28 protein-coding genes and 1 riboswitch are annotated in these 22987 nt (G+C 72.7%); of the genes, 2 read left to right on the top strand and 26 right to left on the bottom strand.

Going from position 1 to position 22987, the window contains the following annotated elements; all coding sequences use genetic code 11:
* The 7 genes from thiC to thiE all read right to left on the bottom strand — a co-directional run bounded on the left by thiC (position 1) and on the right by thiE (position 5832).
* Positions 1-1584: a phosphomethylpyrimidine synthase ThiC gene (gene thiC, locus ACIA5A_RS01550; RefSeq protein WP_396755306.1), complete on the bottom strand. Its 1584-nt coding sequence runs from the start codon at positions 1582-1584 to the stop codon at positions 1-3.
* A gap of 17 nt (positions 1585-1601) precedes the next feature.
* On the bottom strand, positions 1602-2390 hold the full coding sequence (gene thiD, locus ACIA5A_RS01545) for a bifunctional hydroxymethylpyrimidine kinase/phosphomethylpyrimidine kinase (protein WP_396755304.1): 789 nt from the start codon (positions 2388-2390) through the stop codon (positions 1602-1604).
* The gene (locus tag ACIA5A_RS01540) at positions 2387-3061 is read right to left on the bottom strand and encodes a thiamine phosphate synthase (protein ID WP_396755829.1); all 675 of its coding nucleotides are present in this window, start codon (positions 3059-3061) and stop codon (positions 2387-2389) included. The genes thiD and ACIA5A_RS01540 overlap by 4 nt, the downstream gene beginning before the upstream one ends.
* A gap of 53 nt (positions 3062-3114) precedes the next feature.
* A complete protein-coding gene (locus tag ACIA5A_RS01535; RefSeq protein ID WP_396755302.1) occupies positions 3115-3894 on the bottom strand; it encodes a thiazole synthase in 780 nt (259 codons plus the stop codon).
* Positions 3891-4091, bottom strand: coding sequence for a sulfur carrier protein ThiS (thiS, locus tag ACIA5A_RS01530; protein WP_357297993.1), 201 nt, complete (start codon positions 4089-4091; stop codon positions 3891-3893). The genes ACIA5A_RS01535 and thiS overlap by 4 nt, the downstream gene beginning before the upstream one ends.
* Entirely contained in the window at positions 4082-5212 is a 1131-nt protein-coding gene (gene thiO, locus ACIA5A_RS01525) for a glycine oxidase ThiO (RefSeq protein ID WP_396755299.1), read from the bottom strand. The genes thiS and thiO overlap by 10 nt, the downstream gene beginning before the upstream one ends.
* Positions 5206-5832, bottom strand: coding sequence for a thiamine phosphate synthase (gene thiE / locus ACIA5A_RS01520; RefSeq protein WP_396755297.1), 627 nt, complete (start codon positions 5830-5832; stop codon positions 5206-5208). The genes thiO and thiE overlap by 7 nt, the downstream gene beginning before the upstream one ends.
* Positions 5827-5938: riboswitch (TPP riboswitch) on the bottom strand. Its footprint overlaps the gene before it by 6 nt.
* A 119-nt stretch (positions 5939-6057) precedes the next feature.
* On the opposite strand from thiE, the gene ACIA5A_RS01515 reads away from it, so the two are divergent.
* Positions 6058-6969 carry a DUF559 domain-containing protein gene (locus ACIA5A_RS01515; protein WP_396755295.1) on the top strand — a complete coding sequence of 304 codons (912 nt, stop codon included), beginning with the start codon at positions 6058-6060 and terminating at the stop codon, positions 6967-6969.
* A 304-nt stretch (positions 6970-7273) separates the two neighbouring features.
* Here the strand turns inward: ACIA5A_RS01515 and ACIA5A_RS01510 are convergent, their stop codons facing one another.
* Genes ACIA5A_RS01510 through ACIA5A_RS01495 form a run of 4 tightly spaced genes read right to left on the bottom strand, consistent with a single transcriptional unit; the run spans position 7274 to position 11385 of the window.
* The gene (locus ACIA5A_RS01510; protein WP_396755293.1) at positions 7274-8236 is read right to left on the bottom strand and encodes an aldo/keto reductase; all 963 of its coding nucleotides are present in this window, start codon (positions 8234-8236) and stop codon (positions 7274-7276) included.
* Between the two features lie 28 nt (positions 8237-8264).
* Positions 8265-9062 carry a nucleotidyltransferase domain-containing protein gene (locus ACIA5A_RS01505; protein WP_396755291.1) on the bottom strand — a complete coding sequence of 266 codons (798 nt, stop codon included), beginning with the start codon at positions 9060-9062 and terminating at the stop codon, positions 8265-8267.
* Positions 9059-10738, bottom strand: a complete 1680-nt coding sequence (locus ACIA5A_RS01500) for an ABC-F family ATP-binding cassette domain-containing protein (RefSeq protein ID WP_396755290.1) — start codon at positions 10736-10738, stop codon at positions 9059-9061. Before ACIA5A_RS01500 ends, ACIA5A_RS01505 begins: the two co-directional genes overlap by 4 nt.
* 41 nt (positions 10739-10779) lie before the next feature.
* Entirely contained in the window at positions 10780-11385 is a 606-nt protein-coding gene (locus tag ACIA5A_RS01495) for a class I SAM-dependent methyltransferase (protein WP_396755288.1), read from the bottom strand.
* Between the two features lie 377 nt (positions 11386-11762).
* On the opposite strand from ACIA5A_RS01495, the gene ACIA5A_RS01490 reads away from it, so the two are divergent.
* Positions 11763-12677 (top strand): hypothetical protein, encoded by a 915-nt coding sequence (locus tag ACIA5A_RS01490; protein ID WP_396755286.1) that lies wholly within the window; start codon positions 11763-11765, stop codon positions 12675-12677.
* 63 nt (positions 12678-12740) lie between these two features.
* Here ACIA5A_RS01490 and truA read toward each other — a convergent pair whose 3' ends face one another.
* The 15 genes from truA to rpsE all read right to left on the bottom strand — a co-directional run bounded on the left by truA (position 12741) and on the right by rpsE (position 22971).
* Positions 12741-13574 (bottom strand): tRNA pseudouridine(38-40) synthase TruA, encoded by an 834-nt coding sequence (truA, locus tag ACIA5A_RS01485; RefSeq protein WP_396755284.1) that lies wholly within the window; start codon positions 13572-13574, stop codon positions 12741-12743.
* A gap of 76 nt (positions 13575-13650) precedes the next feature.
* On the bottom strand, positions 13651-14211 hold the full coding sequence (gene rplQ, locus ACIA5A_RS01480) for a 50S ribosomal protein L17 (RefSeq protein WP_396755282.1): 561 nt from the start codon (positions 14209-14211) through the stop codon (positions 13651-13653).
* A gap of 34 nt (positions 14212-14245) precedes the next feature.
* Positions 14246-15268, bottom strand: coding sequence for a DNA-directed RNA polymerase subunit alpha (locus ACIA5A_RS01475; protein ID WP_007073009.1), 1023 nt, complete (start codon positions 15266-15268; stop codon positions 14246-14248).
* 95 nt (positions 15269-15363) lie between these two features.
* Positions 15364-15990, bottom strand: coding sequence for a 30S ribosomal protein S4 (rpsD, locus tag ACIA5A_RS01470; protein ID WP_091065834.1), 627 nt, complete (start codon positions 15988-15990; stop codon positions 15364-15366).
* A 14-nt stretch (positions 15991-16004) separates the two neighbouring features.
* Positions 16005-16412, bottom strand: coding sequence for a 30S ribosomal protein S11 (gene rpsK / locus ACIA5A_RS01465; protein WP_014440747.1), 408 nt, complete (start codon positions 16410-16412; stop codon positions 16005-16007).
* Positions 16413-16430: 18 nt separating this feature from the next.
* A complete protein-coding gene (gene rpsM / locus ACIA5A_RS01460) occupies positions 16431-16811 on the bottom strand; it encodes a 30S ribosomal protein S13 (protein WP_013288614.1) in 381 nt (126 codons plus the stop codon).
* A gap of 154 nt (positions 16812-16965) precedes the next feature.
* On the bottom strand, positions 16966-17079 hold the full coding sequence (gene rpmJ / locus ACIA5A_RS01455; RefSeq protein WP_043965539.1) for a 50S ribosomal protein L36: 114 nt from the start codon (positions 17077-17079) through the stop codon (positions 16966-16968).
* A gap of 90 nt (positions 17080-17169) precedes the next feature.
* On the bottom strand, positions 17170-17391 hold the full coding sequence (infA, locus tag ACIA5A_RS01450; protein WP_007073013.1) for a translation initiation factor IF-1: 222 nt from the start codon (positions 17389-17391) through the stop codon (positions 17170-17172).
* Positions 17392-17630: 239 nt separating this feature from the next.
* The gene (locus ACIA5A_RS01445; RefSeq protein WP_396755278.1) at positions 17631-18158 is read right to left on the bottom strand and encodes a DUF1707 domain-containing protein; all 528 of its coding nucleotides are present in this window, start codon (positions 18156-18158) and stop codon (positions 17631-17633) included.
* A gap of 417 nt (positions 18159-18575) precedes the next feature.
* Positions 18576-19427, bottom strand: coding sequence for a type I methionyl aminopeptidase (gene map / locus ACIA5A_RS01440; RefSeq protein WP_396755276.1), 852 nt, complete (start codon positions 19425-19427; stop codon positions 18576-18578).
* 89 nt (positions 19428-19516) lie between these two features.
* Positions 19517-20170 (bottom strand): adenylate kinase, encoded by a 654-nt coding sequence (locus tag ACIA5A_RS01435; protein ID WP_181570328.1) that lies wholly within the window; start codon positions 20168-20170, stop codon positions 19517-19519.
* Positions 20171-21496 (bottom strand): preprotein translocase subunit SecY, encoded by a 1326-nt coding sequence (secY, locus tag ACIA5A_RS01430; RefSeq protein ID WP_181570329.1) that lies wholly within the window; start codon positions 21494-21496, stop codon positions 20171-20173.
* A 235-nt stretch (positions 21497-21731) separates the two neighbouring features.
* The gene (rplO, locus tag ACIA5A_RS01425) at positions 21732-22175 is read right to left on the bottom strand and encodes a 50S ribosomal protein L15 (protein WP_091065821.1); all 444 of its coding nucleotides are present in this window, start codon (positions 22173-22175) and stop codon (positions 21732-21734) included.
* Positions 22175-22357 (bottom strand): 50S ribosomal protein L30, encoded by a 183-nt coding sequence (gene rpmD, locus ACIA5A_RS01420; RefSeq protein ID WP_107157447.1) that lies wholly within the window; start codon positions 22355-22357, stop codon positions 22175-22177. Before rpmD ends, rplO begins: the two co-directional genes overlap by 1 nt.
* Positions 22357-22971 (bottom strand): 30S ribosomal protein S5, encoded by a 615-nt coding sequence (gene rpsE, locus ACIA5A_RS01415; protein WP_013288621.1) that lies wholly within the window; start codon positions 22969-22971, stop codon positions 22357-22359. The genes rpmD and rpsE overlap by 1 nt, the downstream gene beginning before the upstream one ends.
* Positions 22972-22987: the final 16 nt, after the last annotated feature.

The following is a 22987-nucleotide window of genomic DNA, read 5'->3' as shown; positions in this document are numbered from 1 at the left end:
TCAGGCCAGCGGCAGGTAGACCCGGGAACCGCCGGCGACGAACTCCTCGGACTTGCCGCGCATGCCCCGCGCCGCGTAGTCCTTCAGCTCCTGGGTGATCTTCATGGAGCAGAACTTCGGCCCGCACATCGAGCAGAAGTGCGCGGTCTTCGCCGGCTCGGCCGGGAGCGTCGCGTCGTGGTAGGCCCGCGCCGTCTCCGGGTCGAGCGCCAGGTTGAACTGGTCCTCCCAGCGGAACTCGAACCGGGCCTTGGACAGCGCGTCGTCCCACGCCTGCGCGCCGGGGTGCCCCTTGGCCAGGTCGGCCGCGTGCGCCGCGATCTTGTACGCGATCACACCCGCCTTCACGTCGTCCCGGTCCGGCAGCCCGAGGTGCTCCTTCGGCGTGACGTAGCAGAGCATCGCGGTGCCGAACATGCCGATCATCGCGGCGCCGATCGCCGACGTGATGTGGTCGTACGCGGGCGCGACGTCGGTGGTCAGCGGGCCGAGCGTGTAGAACGGCGCCTCGTGGCACCACTCCTGCTGGAGGTCCACGTTCTCCTTGATCTTGTGCATCGGCACGTGCCCCGGACCCTCGATCATCACCTGGACGTCGTGCTCCCACGCCACGGTGGTCAGCTCGCCCAACGTGCGCAGCTCGGCGAACTGGGCCTCGTCGTTGGCGTCCGCGATCGAGCCGGGCCGCAACCCGTCGCCCAGGGAGAAGGTGACGTCATATCGCGCGAGCAGCGCACACAGCTCCCGGAAGTGGGTGTAGAGGAAGTTCTCCTCGTGGTGCGCCAGGCACCAGGCCGCCATGATCGAGCCACCCCGGGACACGATGCCGGTGACCCGGTCCACGGCGAGCGGCACGTACGGCAGCAGCACACCGGCGTGCACCGTCATGTAGTCGACGCCCTGCTCGGCCTGCTCGATCACCGTCTCCCGGAACACCTCCCAGCTCAACCTCACCGGGTCGCCGCCGACCTTCTCCAACGCCTGGTAGATCGGCACGGTGCCGATCGGCACCGGTGAGTTCCGCACGATTGCCTCGCGGGTCTCGTGGATCCGCTTCCCGGTGGACAGGTCCATCACGGTGTCCGCGCCCCACCGGGTGGCCCAGGTCAGCTTCTCCACCTCGTCGGCCACCGACGACGTCACCGCCGAGGTGCCGATGTTGGCGTTGACCTTGACCAGGAACGCCCTGCCGATGATCGCCGGCTCGCACTCCGGGTGGTTGACGTTGAGCGGCAGCACCGCGCGGCCGGCCGCGATCTCGTCCCGGACGAACTCCGGCGTCACCCCCTCCCGGATCGCCACGAACTCCATCTCCGGCGTGACCGTCCCGGCCCGCGCGTAGGCGAGCTGGGTGGGCCGGGTCCCGGCCAGCGGCGTGCCCGGACCCCGCACCGGCGCGACGTCGCCCCGCTCGGCGATCCACCGCCCGCGCAGCGCGGGCAGCCCCACCTCCGGGTCGGAGCCGGGACCCGAGGTGTCGTAGAGCCGCACCGGTGGGTTGTCCCCGGTCAGCGCCACCTCCGCGAACGGCACCCGGACGTCCGGCCGGGTCCCCTCCACGTACACCTTGCGACGTGCCTGCATGACAGCCTCCCTGTCGCTCAAGCGGACCAGCCGAAGTGGTCCAGCGGGCCGTGTCCCGCGCCCAGCTCCCAACGCCGCGCGCCGGTCAGCGCGCGGGTCACGTACTCCTTGGCGGCGGCCACCGCGACGGGCGCCGCGTCGCCGGCCGCCAGCCGCACCGCGACGGCGGCCGCGAACGAGCAGCCGGTGCCGTGGCTGTGCCGGGTGTCCACCCGGGGCGCGCGCAGCAGCCGCGTCGTCCCGCCGCCGGCCAGCACGTCCACCGACTCCCCGGCCGCGTCGACGTCGCCGCCGGTGACCACCACGAACGCCGGCCCGCGCGCGGCGAGCGCCTCGGCCGCCGCGACCATCTCCTCGACCGTGCCCACCGGACCTCCGGTGAGGGCCGCGGCCTCCGCGCAGTTCGGCGTCGCCACCTCGGCGTACGGGAGCAGCCGCTCGACCGCCTCCACCACGCCCAGCCGGTGCCCGCTGGTGGCGACCAGCACCGGGTCGACGACCAGGTGCGGCAGCCGCCCGTCCCGGGCCGCCTCGGCCACCGCGCCGGCGACCGCCGGGGTGCCGAGCATGCCGGTCTTCACCGCCCGCACGGCGAAGTCGCCGAGCACACTGTCGAGCTGGTCACGTACGGTCTGCGGGGGCAGCGGCAGGACCGCGTCCACGCCCCGGGTGTTCTGCGCGGTGACGGCGGTGAGCACGCTCGTCCCGTACGCGCCGAGCGCGGCGAACGTCTTGAGGTCGGCCTGGATGCCGGCGCCGCCGCCGGAGTCGGAGCCGGCGATGGTGAGAACTGTCTGCGGCGTCACTGCGTTCCTCTGGTGGTTGCGGTGGGGGGCTGTGGCCGACCCTGCCCACTCCGGGCGGTCAGGCTTGATCTCTGCCTGGGCACGTCGTGGAAGGCGCTGGTCAGGGTGGTGGCGGTGGCGGTGGGGTCGGGGGCACGCATCAAGGCGCCGAGCACGGCGACGCCTGTCGCGCCCGCGTCGACGCAGGCCCGCACCTGGTCGGGGGTCTCGACGCCGCCGAGGGCGAGCACCGGCACCGGGCTCGCCTCGGCCAGCGCGCGCAACCCGTCCCGTCGCAGCGCCGGGCCGTAGCCGGGTTTGGTGCGCGTCGGGAACACCGGTGAGACGGTCGCGTAGTCCTCGGTGGTCAGTCGGGCCAGTTCGGCGGCGTCGTGGCAGGAGCGGCCGACCAGCCCGAGGCACGGTGGCGGGTACGGGCCGGCGGCCGGCAGGTGCACGGCGTCCCCGCCGAGCGGGTCGGGACCGGCGACGACAAGCGTGCCGCCCGCCTCGCCGAGGATCGCGCGCAGCTCCACGGCGAGCGCGAGGCGCGCGACGCGCGGCAGGTCCTTCTCCCGCAGCACCACCCACCGCACTCCCCCGGCGACCGCCGCCGCCACCACCTCGACGAGCGGCAGTCGGGCCACCCGCCGATCCGTCAGCAGCACGACACCGTCCGGGCAGCGCCCGATCGTGGCACCGGCCGGCCCCGGCAGGGGCGCGCGCGTGCCCACGGCGGGGCCGGTCACAGGTTCGGTCGACCGGCGTCGGGAGTGGACGGCAGCGCGTGGTCGCGGCGGGGGATGCGACCCGCGCCGTACGCCAGGTGGCCGGCCTCGACCGCGTACCGCATCGCGGTGGCCATCGCCACCGGGTCGGCGGCCCGGGTGACGGCGCTGGCCAGCAGCACCGCGTCGCAGCCCAGCTCCATGGCGAGCGCGGCGTCGGAGGCGGTGCCGACGCCGGCGTCGAGGATCACCGGCACGTCCACGGCCTGCCGGACCAGCCGGATGTGGTGCGGGTTGCCGATGCCCAGGCCGGACCCGATCGGCGAACCCGCAGGCATCACCGCCGCGCACCCCACGTCGGCCAGCCGGCGGGCGAGCACCGGATCGTCCGAGGTGTACGGCAGCACGGTGAACCCGTCGGCCACCAGGTCCTCGGCGGCGCGCAGCAGCTCCACCCCGTCGGGCAGGAGCGTGCGCTCGTCGCCGATCACCTCCAGCTTCACCCATTCGGTGTCGAACGCCTCCCGGGCCAGGTGCGCCGTCTTCACCGCCTCCACCGCGGTCCGGCAGCCGGCCGTGTTCGGCAGCAGCCGTACGCCGCAGCGGTCCAGCAGGTCGAGCAGCCCGCCCGCGCCGACCGGCGTGGTGTCCACCCGGCGCAGCGCCAGCGTCACCAGTTCGGTGCCGGAGGCCCGGATCGCCGCCTCCAGCACGTGCTGGTTGGCCGCGCCGCCGGTGCCGAGCACCAGCCGGGAACCGAACGCGACGCCGCCGATCTCCAGGGACACCGCGCTCACCCGCCCTGCGCGGCGCTGAGCACCTCGACCCGGTCGCCGTCGCGCAGCACGCTCGCCGGCCAGCCGCCGCGCGGCACCACCTCGCCGTTGACCGCGACCGCCAGGCCGCGCTGCTGCCCGGTGACCGCGCGGACCACCTCGGCAAGCGTGACGCCGTCGGGCAGCGTCCGTCCCGTGCCGTTGACGATCAGTTCCACCGGGACTCCTTGGGAAACCGGTCGGGGGTGAAGGGGGCGAGCGCCGGATCCGGCTCGCCTGTGACGATCAGCTCGGTGACCAGGTCGGCGGTGACCGGGGTGAGCACGATGCCGTGCCGGTGGTGCCCGGTGGCGGCGAGCACGCCGGGCCGCCCGGGCAGCGCCCCGATCACCGGCGCGTTGTCGGGGGTGCCCGGCCGCAGCCCGGCGACCGCCTCCACCAGCGCGTACTCGGTCAGCTCCGGCACCAGCTCGGCGGCGGCACGCAGCAGCCGCAGCACGCCACCGGCGGTGACCTCGGTGTCCGCGCGTTCCTCCACCGTCGCGCCGACCACCACCTCGCCGTCCTCCCGGGGCACCAGGTAGACCGGCTCGCCGTCGGCGTACCCCCGGATCACGTGCCGGATGCCCGGCGGGCCGCCGGCCGGCGCGCGGAGCCGGAGCACCTGGCCCTTGACCGGCCGCACCGGCAGCCCGGTCAGCGCGGCCGCGCCGCAGCCGGCCGCGACCACGGTGACCGGCGCGTCCACCTCGGACAGCGCGCCGACCCGCGCCGGCCGGAACACCACGCCGGCCCGCTCGGCCGCCACCCGCAACGCGACGACCAGCCGGCGCGGATCGACCTGGTGGTCACCCGGCGCGACCGCGCCGCCGCGCACCCGGGTCGCCAGCGCCGGCTCGCGGTCGCGCAGCGCCGACGGGCGCAGCGGCGTGATCGGCAGTCCCAGACCCTGCTGGTACGACCACAGCCGCCCCGCCTCGGCCAGGTCGTCGGCGGTGAGACCGACCACGAGCGTGCCCTCGGTGCGATACCCGATGTCGACGCCGCTCGCCTCGGCCAGCTCGGCGGCGAAGCCGGGCCAGCGGGCCGCCGACTCGACGAGCAGCGCGGTCAACTCGTGCTCACCGAAGTACGCCTCGACGACCGGCGAGAGCATGCCGGCGGCGACCTGCGACGCGCCCGACCCGGGACGGTCGTCGTACACGCTCACCCGCAGCCCGCGCAGCGCGCACCGCCACGCGATCGCCAGCCCCACCGGCCCCGCCCCCACCACCCCCACCTGAGTAAGGAAGGGCCCCCTGTTAACGCCTTCGGTAGAGGAGGGGGCCCCGCTTAACACGTCAGCGCCCCGAGCAGCTCGGCGGTGGCACGCGCCGGGTCAGCCGCCGAGGACAGCGCGCCGACCACCGCCGCCCCGTACGCCCCGGCGGCCCGCAACGCCGGCACCGACGCGGCGGTCACCCCGCCGATGGCGATCACCGGCACGGTCACCGCGGCCGCCACCGCGCGTACCCCGTCCGGGCCGATCGGCGCGGGCAGGCCCGGCTTCGTGGTGGTGGCGTGGCACGGGCCCACGCCCAGGTAGCCGGCCCCGGCGGCCACCGCGGCCCGGGCGGTGGCCGGTTCCCGGGCGGTCGCGCCGAGCACCGCGTCGGCGCCGAGCACGTGCCGGGCGGCCGCCACCGGCAGGTCGTCCGCCCCCACGTGGCCGCCGGCCGCGCCCACCGCCAGCGCCACGTGCAGCCGGTCGTTGACCAGGCACCGCGCGCCGTACGGGCGGCACGCCTCGACCACCCGTCGGGCCAGCTCGTACGCCTCCCGGTCGGTGGCGTCGTCCGCCACCCGCACCTGCACGACGAGTTCGGCGCCCGCCACCGGCAGGGCGGCACGCAGCACGGCGAGCGGGTCCCGCCCCGGCCGGGTGTCGGTGATGAGATGCAGTCGTCCCAGGGACGGCACGGCAACGCTCCTCCCTGCGCCGGCATTACCCGGATCAGGTTCGACGGTCGGGGGCTGTCAGCCCCCCTCTCAGCCCGGTCCGCACCGGGCTCCCGTGGGTCACTTGCGGCCTACCGTACGACGGTGCCCGGCCCGGACGGAAGACCGGGTGAGGTTTTTCCCAGGACGGCACCACTCGACGGACCGGGACGGCGGGTGACCGTCGCCTCACGACACGCTGTCCGGATGCCCGCACCCGCACGTGTCCCGCACTGCCTGACGAGTCTGCCGCTCCGGGGCAGCAGCGCCGTCTCCGGAGGGTTGCTCACCTGGACGATGCTGCGCGGGCCGACGTGGGTCCGGCTGCTCCCGGACGTGTACCTGCACCGTGACGCACACCGTGACGACGACCACCGGATGTGGTGCGACGCGGTCGCGTTGCGCCTGCCGCCGGGCGCCGCGCTGGCCGGCCGCAGCGCGGCCTGGCTGCTCGGCGTCGACCTGCTCGCCCGGGGCGACCCGGTGACCGTGCTCCTGCCGAACGCCGCCCGGCTGCGCCCGCACCCTCGGCTGTCGATCGTGCGATCACCGCTGCCCGGTGCGGATCGGGGCGAGTTCGCCGGGCTGCCGGTCACCACCCCGCTGCGCACCGCCTTCGACCTCGGCCGGCAGGGTGCTCGTGCGGAGGCCCTGGTCGCCGTGGACGCACTGCTGCGTCGGCGGGTGGTGGAGCTCCCCGCCCTGCGGGCCTACGCCGCCGACCGACCGGGCTGGCCGGGCACGTCGCTGCTACGCGAGGTGCTGGCGCTGGCCGAGCCGTCGAGCGAGTCACCGATGGAGACACGGCTCCGGTTGCTCCTCCTCGACGCCGGCCTCGGCCCGCTCACCGCGCAGCACAAGATGCGCCACGGCGGGCGCTTCCTCGCCCGGGTCGACCTGGCCTGGCCGGCGCTCCGCATCGCGGTCGAGTACGACGGCGACCACCACCGGGAACGGACGCAGTTCCGGCGGGACGTGGCACGCCTGAACGCGCTCCGTTTCGCCGGCTGGATCGTGCTCCGCTTCACCGCCGACGACGTGCTCCGGCATCCGGACGCCACGGTCGCCCTGGTCTGTCAGGCCGTCGCGGAACGCCGCACCCCCGCCCCACCCCGCTGACCCATGCCCCCGACCCTCCCGCCAGTGCCTCCCACACACCCATGGCGTTCCACCCACCGTGAGCACCGAGCGCGGGTGGAACGTCATGGGTGTCTCACCGCCCCTTTGGCACCCATGGCGTTCCACTGATGACGAGCACTGACCGTGGATGGAACGCTATGGGTGCCTCGGGGGCATTCCGCCGGGTGGCGAAGCCATCCGGGTGACGCCGCGCGGACCACGCCGCACACACCCGCCACGCCGCACACACGGGCCAAGCCGCACGGGGGCGACGCCGCACGCGGGCCACGCCGCGCGGGATGGGTCAGAGGAGGGCGTCGAGGGCGTCCTGGTCCTCGTCGGTGGGCTGCCAGGTGCCGGCGTCGGCGTTGGCGCGTACCTGCTCGGGCGTGGTCGCGCCGGCGATCACCGAGGTCACCGCGGGCCGGGCGGCCAGCCCGCCGATGGCCACGTGGAGCATGCTCACCCCGCGCTCGGCCGCAAACGCCTCGATCGCCTCGATGGTGTCCCAGCGCGCCGCGGCCAGCCGCTCGGCGTACCGGCCGCCGCCGGCGAGCCGGCTGCCCTCCGGTGGCTGCTGACCCCGCTTGTACTTGCCGGTGAGCAGCCCGTTGGCGAGCGGGAAGAACGGCAGCATGCCGAGGCCGAACCGCTCGCAGGCGGGGATCACCTCGTCCTCCACGCCCCGCTCCAGCAGCGAGTAGTGGTTCTGCGCGGAGATGAACCGGGTGCGGCCCTGCGACGACGCGGTCCAGTCGGCGTCGGCGATCTGCCAGCCGGCGAAGTTGGAGTTGCCGAGGTAACGCACCTTGCCGGCGGTCACCAGGTCGTCCAGCGCGGCTAGCGTCTCGTCGATCGGGGTGCCCGGGTCGGGCTCGTGCATCTGGTAAAGGTCGATGTGGTCGGTGCCGAGCCGGCGCAGCGACGCCTCGACCGCGCGGGCGATGTAGCGGCGGGCGCCCCGGGCGCCGTGGTCGGGCCCGTTCGCCCCGTTCATGTCCATGCCGAACTTCGTGGCGAGCACCACGTCGTCGCGGCGGCCCTTGAGCGCCTGGCCGAGCAGTTCCTCGGAGCCGCCCTGGGGTTCGCCGTAGATGTCGGCGGTGTCGAAGAAGGTGATCCCGGCGTCGAACGCGGCGTCGACCACCGCCCGGGTGCCGTCGCTGTCGAGTTTGCGGCCGAAGTTGTTGCAGCCGATACCGACCACGGAGACCACGAGCCCGGAGTCGCCCAGCCGGCGGTAGGTCATCTCACTCACGAGATCCACCCTATGCCCGTCGAGCGCGGGCGGCTCCTCAGCCGAGCACGTCGACGGCCAGCGCGCGGGCGTCGGCCACCGTCGCCGACAGCTCCGCCGGGGTACGCCCCACCGCGCCGAGCAGCGCCTGGGCCCGGTCGGTGAAGTCCGGCGGCGCGCCGGGCAGCCGGCCGGCCGAGGCGAGCATGCCCTTCTCGTTGACCAACCACCGCCCGGCCCGCCCGTGCAGCGCCTGCGCCAGCACCCCGACCACCCGGAACAGGCAGCCGGCCACATAGCCGGCGTCGCCACCGGACGCGCCCTTGGCCGCGCCGTCGAGCAGCAGGCCGGTCTCCCAGCCGCCGGCCACCAGCGCGGCGCCGAGCGCGGGCGGGTAGTCGACGGTCTCGGCGCGCAGCGCGGTCAGCTCACCTGTCGGGTCGGCGAGGATCCGGCCGAGCGCCACCTCCCCGGCGTACGCGTGCGAGTAGAACCCGAGCGGGTGCCCGGCCTGCGTCGCCACCGTGTAGTGGCCGGTTCGGCAGTCCGCCCACACCCGGTGCACCCGGTCGAGGTCGCGGTAGATCCAGTCCACCGCCACCCCGTCGACGCGCAGCCAGCCGCCGCCGTCGACCCAGGGTCCCCAGCCGCCGGGGGCGGTCAGCTCGACCGGACCGTCGGCGGTCGAGGCGGCGATCCCGCGCAGTCCGGCCAGGTCCGGCGTACCCCGGTAGTAGAGGCCGAGGTCCCAGTCGGAGTCGGGCCGGTGCTCGCCGCGGGCCCGGCTGCCGCCGAGCGCCACCGCCACCACGCCGTCGACGGCGCAGAGCCGGGCGGCCAGCCCCTCGTCGATCATCCGACGTCCCAGACCGGTTCCGGCGTCTCCACCACGTCGCCGTCGCCCCGGAACAGCACGAACCGGTCGAAGGTGCGGGTGAACCAGCGATCATGGGTGACCGCGACGACGGTGCCGTCGAACGCGCCCAGCCCGGTCTCCAGCGCCTCGGCGGAGGCCAGGTCGAGGTTGTCGGTCGGCTCGTCGAGCAGCAGCAGCGTGGCGCCGGACAGCTCCAGCAGCAGCACCAGGAAACGGGCCTGCTGGCCGCCGGAGAGCGTGCCGAAGCGCTGGTCGCCCTGCCCGGCCAGCTCGTAGCGGGACAGCACGCCCATGGCCGCGTGCCGGTCCATGCCGGCCCGGTGCTCGTCGCCCCGCCAGAGGATCTCGACGAGCGTCCTCGCCATCAGCTCCGGCCGGTCGTGGGTCTGCGAGAAGTGCCCGGGCCGCACCCGGGCACCGAGGCGGACCACGCCGTCGTGCGCGACCGGGGTGAGCGCGGCGGCGCCGTCGACAGGGGTGTTGCCCGGGTCGGGGTCGGTGCCGCCGCGGGCGAGCAGGCGCAGGAAGTGCGACTTGCCGGTGCCGTTCGCGCCGAGCACCGCGACCCGGTCGCCGTACCAGATCTCCAGGTCGAACGGGTAGGTCAGGCCGTCCAGCTCCAACTGCTCGGCGATCACCGCGCGCTTGCCGGTCCGCCCGCCGGTCAGCCGCATCCGGATGTCCTGGTCCTTCGGGGGTACGGGCGGCGGCCCGGCCTCCTCGAACTTGCGCAGCCGGGTCTGCGCCGCCTGGTAGCGGGAGGCCAACCCGTCGTTGTACGCGGCCTTCTGCTTGTACATCAGCATCAGCTCGCGCAGCTTCTGGTGTTCCTCGTCCCAGCGCCGGCGCAGCTCGTCGAGGCGGGCGTGCCGGGCCACCCGCGCGTCGTGCCAGCTCGCGAAGCCGCCGGGGTGCACCCACGCGCTGCCGCCCTCGACGGCGACCACCCGGTCGGCGGTCTGGGCCAGCAGCTCACGGTCGTGCGAGACGTAGAGCACCGACTTGGCTGACTCGCGCAGTCGCGCCTCCAGCCAGCGTTTGCCGGGGACGTCGAGGAAGTTGTCCGGCTCGTCGAGCAGCAGCACCTCGTCGGGGCCGCGCAGCAGCAACTCCAGCGCGAACCGTTTCTGCTGGCCGCCGGAGAGGGTGCGGACCGGCCGGTCCCGGGCGGTGTCCCACGGCAGGTCGAGCACGATCGTGGTGACGGTGTCGAAGAGCACCTCGGCGTCGTATCCGCCGCTCTCGCCCCAGGCGGCCAGCGCATCGGCGTACGCGAGCTGGGCCTTGCCGGCGGCGGTGCTGTACTTGCCGCGGACCTCGGCCGTCCGCATGGCCGCCTCGGTCTCGACGAGCCGGTGCCCGGCGTCGCGCAATGCCGGCGGGGCGAGCGACAGGGCCAGGTCGGCGAGCGTCGACTCGTCACCGATCATGCCGATGAACTGCCGCATCACGCCGAGGCCGCCGGCGCGGGCGATCGCGCCGGTGCGCACCGGCAGGTCACCGGCGACCATCCGCAGCAGGGTCGTCTTGCCGGCGCCGTTGGGGCCGACGAGCGCCACCTTGGCGCCCTCACCGACCCGGAACGACACGTCGCCGAACAGCTCCCGCCCGTCCGGGAGGATGTGCCCGACCGCTGCCACGTCCACGTATCCCACGCCGGCATCCTGCCCGAGCCGGCGGTGCGGGCGACACCGGATTACCGGGTGACGCGGAGCACCCGGAAGCCCTTCTGGCTGGCCTGCCGGTCGACCTGCCAGCCCTGGTCGACCAGCCAGCGGTGCAGCGAGTCACCGCCGAGGTGACGGGCCACGACGAGCCAGGCCACGCCGTCCGGGGCGAGCCGGGGCAGCCAGCGCAGCAGCAGGCCGTGCAGTTCCGCCTTGCCGACGTGGATCGGCGGGTTCGACCAGATCTGCGCGAACGTGACGTCCGCCGGCACGTCGTCCGGCGCGACGGCCCGGACCCGGTCCGCGGCGCCGATCCGGGCGGCGTTGGCGGCGGTCAGGTCCCGGGCGCGGGCGTTGACGTCGACCGCCCAGACGGTGGCGGCGGGCGCGACGGTGGCCAGCACACAGGTGATCGGGCCGAAGCCGCAGCCGATGTCGAGCAGCGGGCCGGTGACGTCGGCGGTCGGCAGGTCGGCCTTGCGCAGCAGCACCGCGGTGCCGGGGTCGAGCCGGTCGGCGGAGAACACCCCGCCGGCCGAGGTGAGGGTGTAGTCGCGCCCGGCGACGGAGAACTCGACCTCGCGCGGGCGGGCCGGGGCCGTGGGTTCAGCGGTGAAGTAGTGGTCGCCGGTCACGCCGGCATTCTCGCACCGCCCGGAGGCGGGCCGGGCGACGGTACGGCAGGCAGGGATCGACGCCACCCCGCCGGAATTTCCCGATATTCCCCCTGAAAGGGACAATCGGTCTTACTCTATCCCACATGGTGTACCGGTACGAGTCCGATGAGGACGCCTTCCTGGAGTACCCGGAGCCCGCGTCGGCACCGACCGGGCCCGTGGCCGCGACGCCGCCGCCGGCCGGCCCGTCGCCCTCCCGCTTCCCCACGCCGTCACTGCCGCCCGCCCGGGCCGGCCGGCCGGCCCTCGACGACGGTCGGGCGCCCGCGCCCGCGCCGCCCGCCCCCGTGCCGACGCCGGGCCGGCCCGGCCCATCGCCCGGGGAGCCCTCCCCGGTGCCACAGCCCCTGCCGCCCACGCCACAGCCGGTGCCCGCCGCGACGACCCGGACCACCGTGCCGATCCCGGCCAGCCCGAGCCTCCGCGCCACCGACGTCTCCGAGCTGTCCCGCAACCGGCGCGGCGGCCGACGCGGCGGCGGCCGGGTCTGGCAGACGCTCATCGGCGGCGCCGCCGTGCTGCTCCTGCTCTCCCTCACCGGCCTGGCCGTCGCGGCGCTGCTCGACGAGCGGGCCGCCGCACCCCCGGCCGGCCAGCCGACCGCGCAGCCGACGGTGGCGGAGACGAACCCGCCCAGCGGATCCGACCTGGACTCCCGGGACACCGACCAGGCGCCGCTCACCGTCAAGGAACTCTTCCCCGGCAAGCAGCTCGTCGTCACCGACGGCAAGCCCGCCTACCGGGTGCTGAAGACCCAGACGAGCGCGAACTGCGCGCTCGCGGCCACCGGCGAGATCGCCGACCTGCTGGTCCGGCTCGGATGCAACCAGGTCGTCCGGGGCACGCTCCGCTCCCCCGACGGCGACCACCTGCTCACCGCCGGGCTGTTCAACCTGACCGACGTGGCAAGCACCCAGCGGGTACGCGACCGGATCCGACCGCTGCTCGACGAGCGGCAGGGCCGGTTCCGGGGCCTGGCCGCCGGCGACGACACCGAGGCGGTGGAGAAGGCCGCCGCCCGGGTCGGCTGGCAGGTACGCGGCCACTACCTGGCCTTCTGCCTGGTCACCCGCGCCGACGGGGAGCGGATCCCGACCGACGACACGGTCGCCCGCGAGATCATGTACGACCTGATCGAGCTGCACCTGAACCGGGGCGTGCTGGACCGGCGGGCGGCCGGCGGAACCGCCGCCCAGCCCACCGGCGGCCCGACCGACGACAGCGCCGGCCAGCAGGGCACCGGCGACTGAGCCAGCCGACGACGACGGCCCGCCACCGACACCGGTGGCGGGCCGTCCTGCGGTACGGCGAGGTCAGCCCTCGGTGCCCGGCACCCGGAGCCGGCGGGTGAGGTCGGCGCGGCGGGCGTACTCGGCGGGGTCGGCCGGGTAGCCGACCTCGACCAGGGCGAGGCCGTGCGCGGGGGCCACGGTCACCTCACTGGAGCGTTCCCGGCGGGTCAGCAGGCCGGCCGGCCAGGCCACCGGACGCCTGCCGTCCCCGGCGACGAGCATGGCGCCGACCAGGCTGCGCACCATGTTCTGGCAGAACGCGTCGGCCTGCACGGTGGCGACCAGGATCCCGTCCGGGTCGCGCCGCCAGTCGAGCCGGGTCACCTCGCGCAGCGTGGTGGCGTTCTCCTTGCGCCGGCAGTACGCGGCGAAGTCGTGCTCGCCGACCAAACCTGCCGCGGCCTCGTTCAGCGCCGCCAGGTCCAGCGGCTTCGGCCAGGCCAGCGTGTCCCGCCGGCGCAGCGGCTCGGCGCCCCACGGCGCGTCGGTGACCCGGTACTCGTAGCGCCGGAAGGTGGCCGAGAACCGGGCGTCGAAGTCGGCCGGCGCCTCGGTCATCGCGCGTACCCGGGCGTCGGTGGGGAGCAGCCGAGCCAGCCGGCGCAACAACCGGCCCTCGTGCGCGCGCCACACCTCGGTCGGCAGGTCGAGGTGGCAGACCTGCCCGGTGGCGTGCACCCCGGCGTCGGTGCGCCCGGCCACGGTCAGGCCGGTGACCGTACCGGCGCCGAGGACGAGGTCCAGCGCCTCCGTGAGCACCCCGGCCACCGTGCGCCGGGTGGGCTGGGGCGCCCATCCGGAGAAGTCCGTGCCGTCGTACGAGACGTCCAGCCGCAGCCGGGTCCGCTCGTCCACCTCGTACCTCCCGTTGACGGCGTCGGGCCCGGCACCCCGCGAGGGGATGCCGGGCCCGACGATGCTGCCTGTGCGATCAGGCCTTGTCGTTCTCGGTGGCCTCGTCGCTGTCCTCACGGGCGGCGGCGGTGTCGCCCGACGCGTTGACGGGCGCCTCGGCGTCCTGGTCACCGGCGGTCGACTTCGGGGCCTCCTCGGCCGGGGCCAGGGCCTCGACCTTGTCCTGCTGGGCGGCCTTGCGGGCGGCGGTCTTCTTGTTCGCCTTCGGCTCGGCGACCTGAAGCTCCTCCACCAGCTCGATGATCGCCATCGGAGCGGCGTCACCCTTGCGCGGACCGGTCTTCACGATCCGGGTGTAGCCACCGTTGCGGTTGGCGTACCGGGGCGCGATCTGGTCGAACAGGGAGTAGACCACGTCCTTGTCCTTGACGACGCCCGCCACCCGCCGGCGCGAGGCGAGGTCGCCGCGCTTGGCCTTGGTGATGAGCTGCTCGGCCAGCGGGCGGAGCCGCCGGGCCTTCGTCTCGGTGGTCTGGATCTTGCCGTGCTGGAACAGCGCGGTGGCCAGGTTGGCCAGCATCAGCCGCTCGTGCGCGGGGCTGCCGCCGAGGCGGGGGCCCTTGGTGGGCGTGGGCATGCTTGGTGCTCCTCAGGTGTGGCGGCAGCGCGGACTAGAGCTGCTCGGTCTCGCGGTAGTCGTCGGTGTCGTAGTCGGCCTCGCCGAAGGCGTCCACGACGTGTGCCGGGTCGAAGTTCGGAGCCGAGTCCTTCAGCCCCAGGCCCATCCCGGCGAGCTTCATCTTGACCTCGTCGATCGACTTCTGACCGAAGTTGCGGATGTCGAGAAGGTCGGCCTCGGTACGCCCGATCAGCTCACCAACGGAGTTGATGCCCTCGCGCTTGAGGCAGTTGTAGGAGCGGACGGTGAGGTCCAGCTCCTCGATCGGCAGCGCCAGGTCGGCCGCCAGCTGGGCGTCCTGCGGGGACGGCCCGATGTCGATGCCCTCGGCGGTCTCGTCCAGCTCACGGGCGAGCCCGAACAGCTCCACGAGCGTCGAGCCGGCGGAGGCCAGCGCGGTGCGCGGGCCCATCGACGGCTTGGTCTCGACGTCGATGATCAGCCGGTCGAAGTCGGTCCGCTGCTCGACGCGGGTCGCCTCGACGCGGTACGTCACCTTGAGCACCGGCGAGTAGATCGAGTCGACCGGGATCCGGCCGATCTCGGCGCCCGCCTGCTTGTTCTGCGCCGCCGTGACGTAGCCCCGGCCCCGCTCGACGGTCAGCTCCATGTCGAGCCGGCCCTTGCCGTTGAGGGTGGCGAGCTTCAGGTCCGGGTTGTGCACCGAGACACCGGCCGGGGGCTGGATGTCACCGGCGGTCACGTCGCCCGGGCCCTGCTTGCGCAGGTACATGCTGACCGGCTCGTCGTGCTCGGAGCTGACGCACAGCTCCTTGATGTTCATGACGAGCTCGACCACGTCCTCCTTCACCCCGGGGATCGTGGTGAACTCGTGCAGCACACCGTCGATCTTGATCGAGGTGACCGCCGCACCGGGGATCGAGGAGAGCAGGGTACGCCGCAGCGAGTTGCCGAGCGTGTAGCCGAAGCCGGGCTCCAGCGGCTCGATGGTGAACCGGGACCGGGTCTCGTTGATCGACTCTTCGGAGAGAGACGGTCGCTGGCTGATGAGCATCTTTTCTCTTCTCTTCCGGGGCGCCCGCTATTTGACGCCCACGACACAACTGTTCCGGTGGCCCGCCCCGGAGGACGGGCCACCGCAACGAGCCCTTACTTGGAGTAGAGCTCGACGATCAGCTGCTCCTGGACCTGGGTGTCGATCACCTGGCGGGCCGGGAGCGAGTGCACGAGGACCTTCATCTGGCTGGGGATGGCCTCGAGCCACGCCGGAACGGTCTTGGAGCCGGCCTCGGCCTGCGCGACGATGAACGGGGTGAGCTCCTTGCTCTTGCCCCGGACCTCGACGATGTCGTGCTCCTTGACGCGGTACGACGGGATGTCGACCTTCTTGCCGTTCACCGTGAAGTGACCGTGCTTGACCAGCTGGCGGGCCATGTCCCGGGACTTGGCGTAGCCGGCCCGGTAGACCACGTTGTCCAGCCGCGACTCGAGGATCTGCAGCAGAACCTCGCCCGTCTTGGCCTTCTTGCCCACGGCCTCTTCGTAGTAGCCGCGGAACTGCTTCTCGAGCACGCCGTAGACGCGGCGGGCCTTCTGCTTCTCACGGAGCTGGAGCAGGTACTCCGTCTCCTTGGTGCGGCCGCGGCCGTGCTGCCCGGGCGGGAACGGCCGGGACTCGAACGGGCACTTCGGGCCATCGCACTTGCTGCCCTTGAGGAACAGCTTCATCTTCTCCCGCCGGCAACGGCGGCAGTCAGCACCGGTGTAACGAGCCATCTCTCTCTAACCTCTCAGACCCGACGACGCTTCGGCGGACGGCATCCGTTGTGCGGCTGCGGCGTGACGTCGGAGATCTGCCCGACCTCGAGGCCGGCGGCCTGCAGCGAACGGATGGCGGTCTCCCGGCCGGAGCCGGGGCCCTTGACGAACACGTCGACCTTGCGCATGCCGTGCTCCATGGCCCGACGCGCGGCGGCCTCGGCGGCGAGCTGCGCGGCGAACGGGGTCGACTTGCGGGAGCCCTTGAAGCCCACCTGGCCGGAGGAGGCCCAGGAGATGACCGCACCGGTCGGGTCCGTGATGGACACGATGGTGTTGTTGAAGGTGCTCTTGATGTGCGCCTGCCCGTGGGCGACGTTCTTGCGTTCCTTGCGCCGGACCTTCTTGACGGCGGCTCCGGCACGAGCCTTCGGTGGCATAAGTCTTCTGCGCTCCTATTACTTCTTGCCGGGCTTCTTCTTGCCGGCCACGGTCCGCTTCGGGCCCTTCCGGGTCCGCGCGTTGGTCTTGGTGCGCTGACCACGCACCGGCAGACCGCGGCGGTGCCGGATACCGGCGTAGCAGCCGATCTCGACCTTGCGGCGGATGTCGGCGGCGACCTCGCGGCGCAGGTCGCCTTCAACCTTGTAGTTGCCCTCGATGTGGTTCCGGAGCTCGACGAGCTCCTCGTCCGTGAGGTCCCGAACGCGCTTGTCCGGCGAGATGCCGGTCGCGGCGAGCGTCTCCAGGGCGCGGGTGCGACCGACCCCGAAGATGTAGGTGAGCGCGATCTCCATCCGCTTCTCGCGGGGGAGATCCACGCCGACTAGACGTGCCATGTGCGGGCGTACTCCTCAATGATTGTGGCGGAGGTCTGGACCCGTCCCACCCCGCTGCCCGAGCGGGCCCCGGCCTCCGACCGGGGGTCAACCACGAAGGGGTACGCGGTGCGCGCACCGTCCGCGGCTGGGACGAGCTTGGTGATGTGGGGCGTCAGCCCTGGCGCTGCTTGTGGCGCGGGTCGCTGCAGATGACCATGACCCGGCCGTGCCGGCGGATAACCCGGCACTTGTTGCAGATCCTCTTGACGCTCGGCTTGACCTTCACGGTTGCCTTACTTCCCATCCGGCCCGGGTACGCGCGAGCGCGACCCGGACGTCGAAGACGGACACGGGGACGTCCCGGCCGTCGTCAGGCTTACTTGTAGCGGTAGACGATGCGCCCGCGGGTCAGGTCGTACGGCGAGAGTTCGACGACGACCCGGTCCTCCGGCAGGATGCGGATGTAGTGCTGCCGCATCTTGCCGCTGATGTGAGCCAGCACCTTGTGGCCGTTCGCGAGCTCCACCCGGAACATGGCGTTCGGCAGGGGCTCGATGACCCGACCCTCGATCTCGATGGCTCCGTCTTTTTTCGGCATGTACTCCGCTGTCCTGACGTCGGTTACTCCGGACGGCCCACAACGTCTTACACGGGCCACCAGACCAAGATCAGGAAACCCGCGCCAGCCGCGGCTCCGACTCCCACCGAAGCGCAGGGTGGGCATGGCGGAGTGGACGCTGTGCGCCGATCTGAAAGTGTACGCCCGCCCGCGCACCGTCGCCAAACCGGCCGGCCCGGACGACCGATTTTCGTCCCCGCTGTGACCAGCGGCACAGCTCAGTGGCGGCGGTCGGGCCGCTTCCGACCGTGATCCACCCCGATCAGCCCGACCGACTGCATCAGCACCAGGCCGCCCCACGGCCCCAGCACCCAGAGCGGCCAGACGCCGGCGACGTGGCCGGTGGTGATCACGCTGATCAACCAGATCGGCAGCAGCACCACGGCCACCCGCAGCCAGGGCATCCAGAGCCCGAGCAGCCGCGAGCGGGTGTCCGGCTCGACCACCGTCCCCGCCTCGGCGGGCGCCTCCGCCCCACCGGACGGGCCGGAGGCGGCCGGCACGGGCGGGGCGGGCGGCGCGACCGGGGCGGCGGGCACCACGGCCGACCGCTCGGCGGTCGCCGGACCCGGCAGGTCCGCCACCACCTCGTCCAACTCGGCGTAGGTACGGGCGCCGTACGCGCGGCCCAGCCGCTCGTCGTACTCGTGCAGGCCGAGCCGGCCCTCCTCCAGCGCCACCCGGAGTCGTTCCGCCGTGGCCTCCCGGTCACGGTCGGCCGCCCGCATGTCCCGCTGCCCGTCCATGACGGCAAGGATGCCACCGACCCGCCACCCGAGGGGAACCCGCCCCGGCCGGCCTCGGCCCACGGTCGTCACCCACGGTGTCGTCAGTGGCGGACGACCCGCTTTTGGGTCTCATACCTCTCAGTCATAACTATGACCCCTGGGTATAACGCCAAAAAGTAGTGACTCCTGGAGCCGCCCCCACCCGAGCGCCGCACCACGCCAAGCATCGCCGTCGCCGTCGCCGAGGAGCGGGATCACCCGGCCGGGGAGGTCATGACGCCACGGCGATGAGACACCCCCGAGGGAACACCGTCGCGGCCGGCGCGCGGCGGTCTGACGGTGCGGCACGGCCAGCGCCACCGCCTGGCATGCCCCGGGCCGCCGAGCCTGCCGGGCAGGCGAGGGCCGCGGGCGATCCGCCCGGTGACGGACGGGTCAGCGGGCCGGGGAGTCCACGGGCTGGCGGGCGGTCACCAGGTCGCCGAGGCGGGCCCGGCCGCCGTCGACCGCGGTCAGCACCCACACGCCGTCGTCCAGCAGCGCCATCGAGTGCTCGACGTGCACGGCCATCGAGCGGTCCCGCGTCACCACCGTCCAGCCGTCGGACAATTCGACGGTACGCGGGGAGCCGGCCGTGATCATCGGCTCGATGGCGAGCGCCAGGCCGGGCACCAGGCGCGGACCCTTGCCGGGGCGGCCGTGGTTGAGCACGTGCGGGTCCTGGTGCATCTCGGTGCCGATGCCGTGGCCGCCGTAGCCGTCCACGATCCCGTACCGGCCGCCCTTGCGGACCGCGGTCTCCACCGCGTGCGAGATGTCGGTGAGCCGGCCCCGACCGGAGGCGGCCCCCCGGGCGGCGGCGGCGATGCCGGCCCACATCGCGTCCTCGGCGACCTCGGCCATCCGCAGCAGCGCCGGGGCGACCTCCCCCACCGCCACCGTGACGGCCGCGTCGCCGTGCCAGCCGTTCAGCACCGCGCCGCAGTCGATCGAGATGATGTCGCCCGCTCGCAGCACCTGCTTCGACGACGGGATGGCGTGCACCACCTGCTCGTTGACCGAGGAGCAGATCGACGCCGGGAAACCGTGGTAGCCCTTGAACGACGGGACGGCGCCGGCCTCCCGGATGGTGGCCTCGGCGATCGCGTCCAGGTCGGCCGTCGTCACACCGGGTGCGACCGCCTCCCGCATCCGGGAGAGGGCACGGGCCACCACCAGACCGGCGGCCCTCATCAGCTCGATCTGCTCGGGGGTCTTCAGCTGGATGTCCAGCTGGGGACGGCGCATGACGGCGTCACCTTTCGTTACACGGAACAGCGGGGCACGTCGCGCGTACCCCGCTGTCCTCACTCTATCCGCCGGCCGGCGGCGGCGCGTCAGCCGCCGTAGGAGCGCAACGCGTCGATGGCACGGACGGTGACGTCCTCCACCGGCCCGGTCGCGTCGATGCCCACCAGCTTGCCCTGAGCGCCGTAGTAGTCGACGAGCGGCGCGGTCTTCTCCGAGTATTCCCGGAGCCGGGCGGCGATGGTCTCCGGCTTGTCGTCGTCCCGCTGGAACAGCTCCGCGCCGCAGCGGTCGCAGATGCCCTCCCGCGTGGTCGCGTCGAACTCGACGTGCCAGATTTTGCCGCAGCCGCGGCAGGTGCGTCGCCCGGAGAGCCGTCGGATCACCTCGTCGTCGTCGACGACCAGCTCCAGCACCAGGTCCAGCGCGCTGCCCAGGTCGGCGAGGAGCTTGTCCAGCTCGGCGGCCTGCGGCGTGGTCCGCGGGAAACCGTCGAGCAGGAAGCCCTCGCCGGCGTCCGGCTCGGCGAGCCGGTCCCGGACCATGTTGATCGTGACGTCGTCCGGGACCAGCTTGCCGGCGTCCATGTATCGCTTGGCCTCGACCCCCAGGGGCGTGCCCTGGGTGACGTTCGCCCGGAAGATGTCACCGGTGGAGATCTTCGGCACCGAGAGGTGAGCGGCGATGAACTCCGCCTGTGTGCCCTTGCCCGCGCCCGGCGGGCCAACCAGAACGAGTCGCATCTACCGCAGGAACCCTTCGTAGTTCCGCTGCATGAGTTGGCTCTCGATCTGCTTCACGGTCTCCAGACCGACGCCGACCATGATGAGCACAGCGGTGCCGCCGAACGGGAAGTTCTGGAACTGCTGGTTGTCCAGCCAGATGAAGAAGAAGTTCGGCAGGATCGCGACGATGCCCAGGTAGAGCGCGCCCGGCAGGGTGATCCGGCTGAGGATGAAGTCGAGGTACTCGGCGGTCGGCTTGCCGGGGCGGATGCCCGGCACGAAGCCGCCGTACTTCTTCATGTTGTCCGCGACCTCGGTCGGGTTGAACGTGATCGACACGTAGAAGTACGTGAAGAAGATGATCAGCAGGAAGTAGATCGCGATGTGCTCCGGCGCGCTCGCCTTGACGATGTGGTTCTGGATCCAGGCCTGGGTCTTCCCCGGGTCGTTCTGGTCGAAGAACTGCAGCGCGAGCGTCGGCAGGTAGAGCAGCGACGAGGCGAAGATGACCGGGATGACGCCGGCCTGGTTCACCTTCAGCGGGATGTAGGTGGACGTGCCGCCGTACATCCGCCGGCCGATCATGCGCTTCGCGTACTGGACCGGGATCCGGCGCTGCGCCTGCTCGATGAAGGTGACCGCGGTGATGACCAGCAGCACCAGGGCGATGACGAGGAGGAACATCCCCCAGCCCTTGGTGGTCTTGATCTTCCAGCCCTCGCTGGGCAGCCGGGCGGCGATCGAGGTGAAGATCAGCACGGACATGCCGTTGCCGACGCCCCGGTCGGTGATCAGCTCGCCGAGCCACATCACCACGCCGGTGCCGGCGGTCATGGTCAGCACCAGGATGGTGAGCGTCAGCCAGTCCGGGATGCCGGTGCCCTTGGGCACGATCGGGAACTGGTCGCACTGGTTGTTGAAGAGCTGCCCGGAGCGGGCCAGCGCCACGAACGCCGAGGACTGGAGGACACCCAGGCCCAGCGTCAGGTAGCGGGTGTACTGGGTGATCTTCGCCTGACCGGCCTGGCCCTCCTTGCGGAGCTGCTCCAGGCGCGGGATCACCACCGTGAGCAGCTGCAGGATGATCGACGCGGTGATGTAGGGCATGATGCCCAGCGCGAAGACCGAGAGCTGGAGCAGCGCGCCGCCGGAGAAGAGATCCAGCAGGTTGAGCACGCCGGTGCTGCCCTGGATGGTGTCGAGGCACTTCTGCACGTTGCCGTACGAGACGCCCGGGCTGGGCAGCGTGGCGCCCAGCCGGTAGACCGCGATGATGCCTACTGTGAACAGCAGCTTCTTGCGCAGGTCAGGCGTACGGAACGCACTGAGAAAGGCGGACAGCAACTTCTTCCTCCTGCGCGACGCGGGCCGCCGGTGACGATCCCTGGCGGGGCGGGGTGGATGCCGGGCCCAGTGCCCGGTATCCATGGCTGGCAACGGACTCTAACAGCCCGATCCCGGTCCGGGCAGATGTGCCCGGCTACATAAAACGAATCCGATGTTACCCGGCGCACACGTGGCCGGTAGACCATGACGCCCGCCCAGTTGCGAACAACTGAGCGGGCGCCACGAACATGCCTTACAGCTCGGTGACCGAGCCGCCGGCCGCGGTGATCTTCTCCTTGGCCGACGCGCTGAACGCGTGCGCCGACACCTGGAGGGAGACACCGCCGAGGTCGCCGGTGCCGAGCACCTTGACCGGGTGGCCCTTGCGGACCGCGCCGGACTCGACCAGCTCGACCGGGCCCACCTGGCCGCCGTTCGGGAAGAGCTCCGCCAGCCGGTCCAGGTTGACGACCTGGAACACGACCTTGAACTTGTTCTTGAAGCCCTTCATCTTCGGCAGGCGCATGTGGATGGGCATCTGCCCACCCTCGAACGCCGCCGAGATGTTCTTCCGGGCCTTCGAACCCTTGGTACCGCGACCGGCAGTCTTGCCCTTCGAGCCCTCACCGCGACCCACACGGGTCTTGTCGGTCTTGGCTCCGGGCGCCGGGCGCAGGTGGTGCACCTTGATCGTCATTACTCGACCTCCTCGACCTTCACGAGGTGGCTGACCGTGAAGATCATGCCGCGGATCTCCGGCCGGTCTTCCTTGACCACCACGTCGTTGATCCGCTTGAGCCCGAGCGAACGCAGCGAGTCACGCTGGTTCTGCTTGCGCCCGATCTCGGACCGGACCTGGGTGACCTTCAGACGTGCCATCAGGACGCCACCCCCGCACGCGACGCCAGCATGGCGGCCGGCGCGACGTCCTCCACCGGCAGGCCACGACGCGCCGCGACCTGCTCGGGGGACTCGAGCCCCTTCAGGGCCGCCACGGTGGCGTGCACGATGTTGATCGGGTTGGACGAGCCGAGGCTCTTGGAGAGCACGTCGTGGATGCCCGCGCACTCCAGCACGGCGCGCACCGGACCACCGGCGATGACACCCGTACCGGCCGAGGCCGGCTTGAGCAGCACGACGCCGGCGGCGTCCTCGCCCGTGACCGGGTGCGGGATCGACTGACCGATCCGCGGCACCTTGAAGAAGTGCTTCTTGGCCTCCTCGACACCCTTGGCGATCGCCGCGGGCACCTCCTTGGCCTTTCCGTAGCCCACGCCGACGGTGCCGTCGCCGTCGCCCACGATCACGAGGGCGGTGAAGCTGAAGCGACGACCACCCTTCACGACCTTGGCGACGCGGTTGATCGCGACGACCCGCTCGAGGTGCGGGGTCTTCTCGACGGGCGCGTTTCCGCGGCCGCCCTCACGGCGGTTGTCGCGGCGACCACCCTCGTTGCCACCGGACCCGCCGCCACGGCGCTGTTGACCTGGCATCAGCAGCCTTCCTTCT

It is taken from the genome of Micromonospora sp. NPDC051300, assembly GCF_044455315.1.
Lineage (GTDB): Bacteria > Actinomycetota > Actinomycetes > Mycobacteriales > Micromonosporaceae > Micromonospora > Micromonospora robiginosa.
This window is presented reverse-complemented; position numbering and strand designations above follow the sequence as displayed.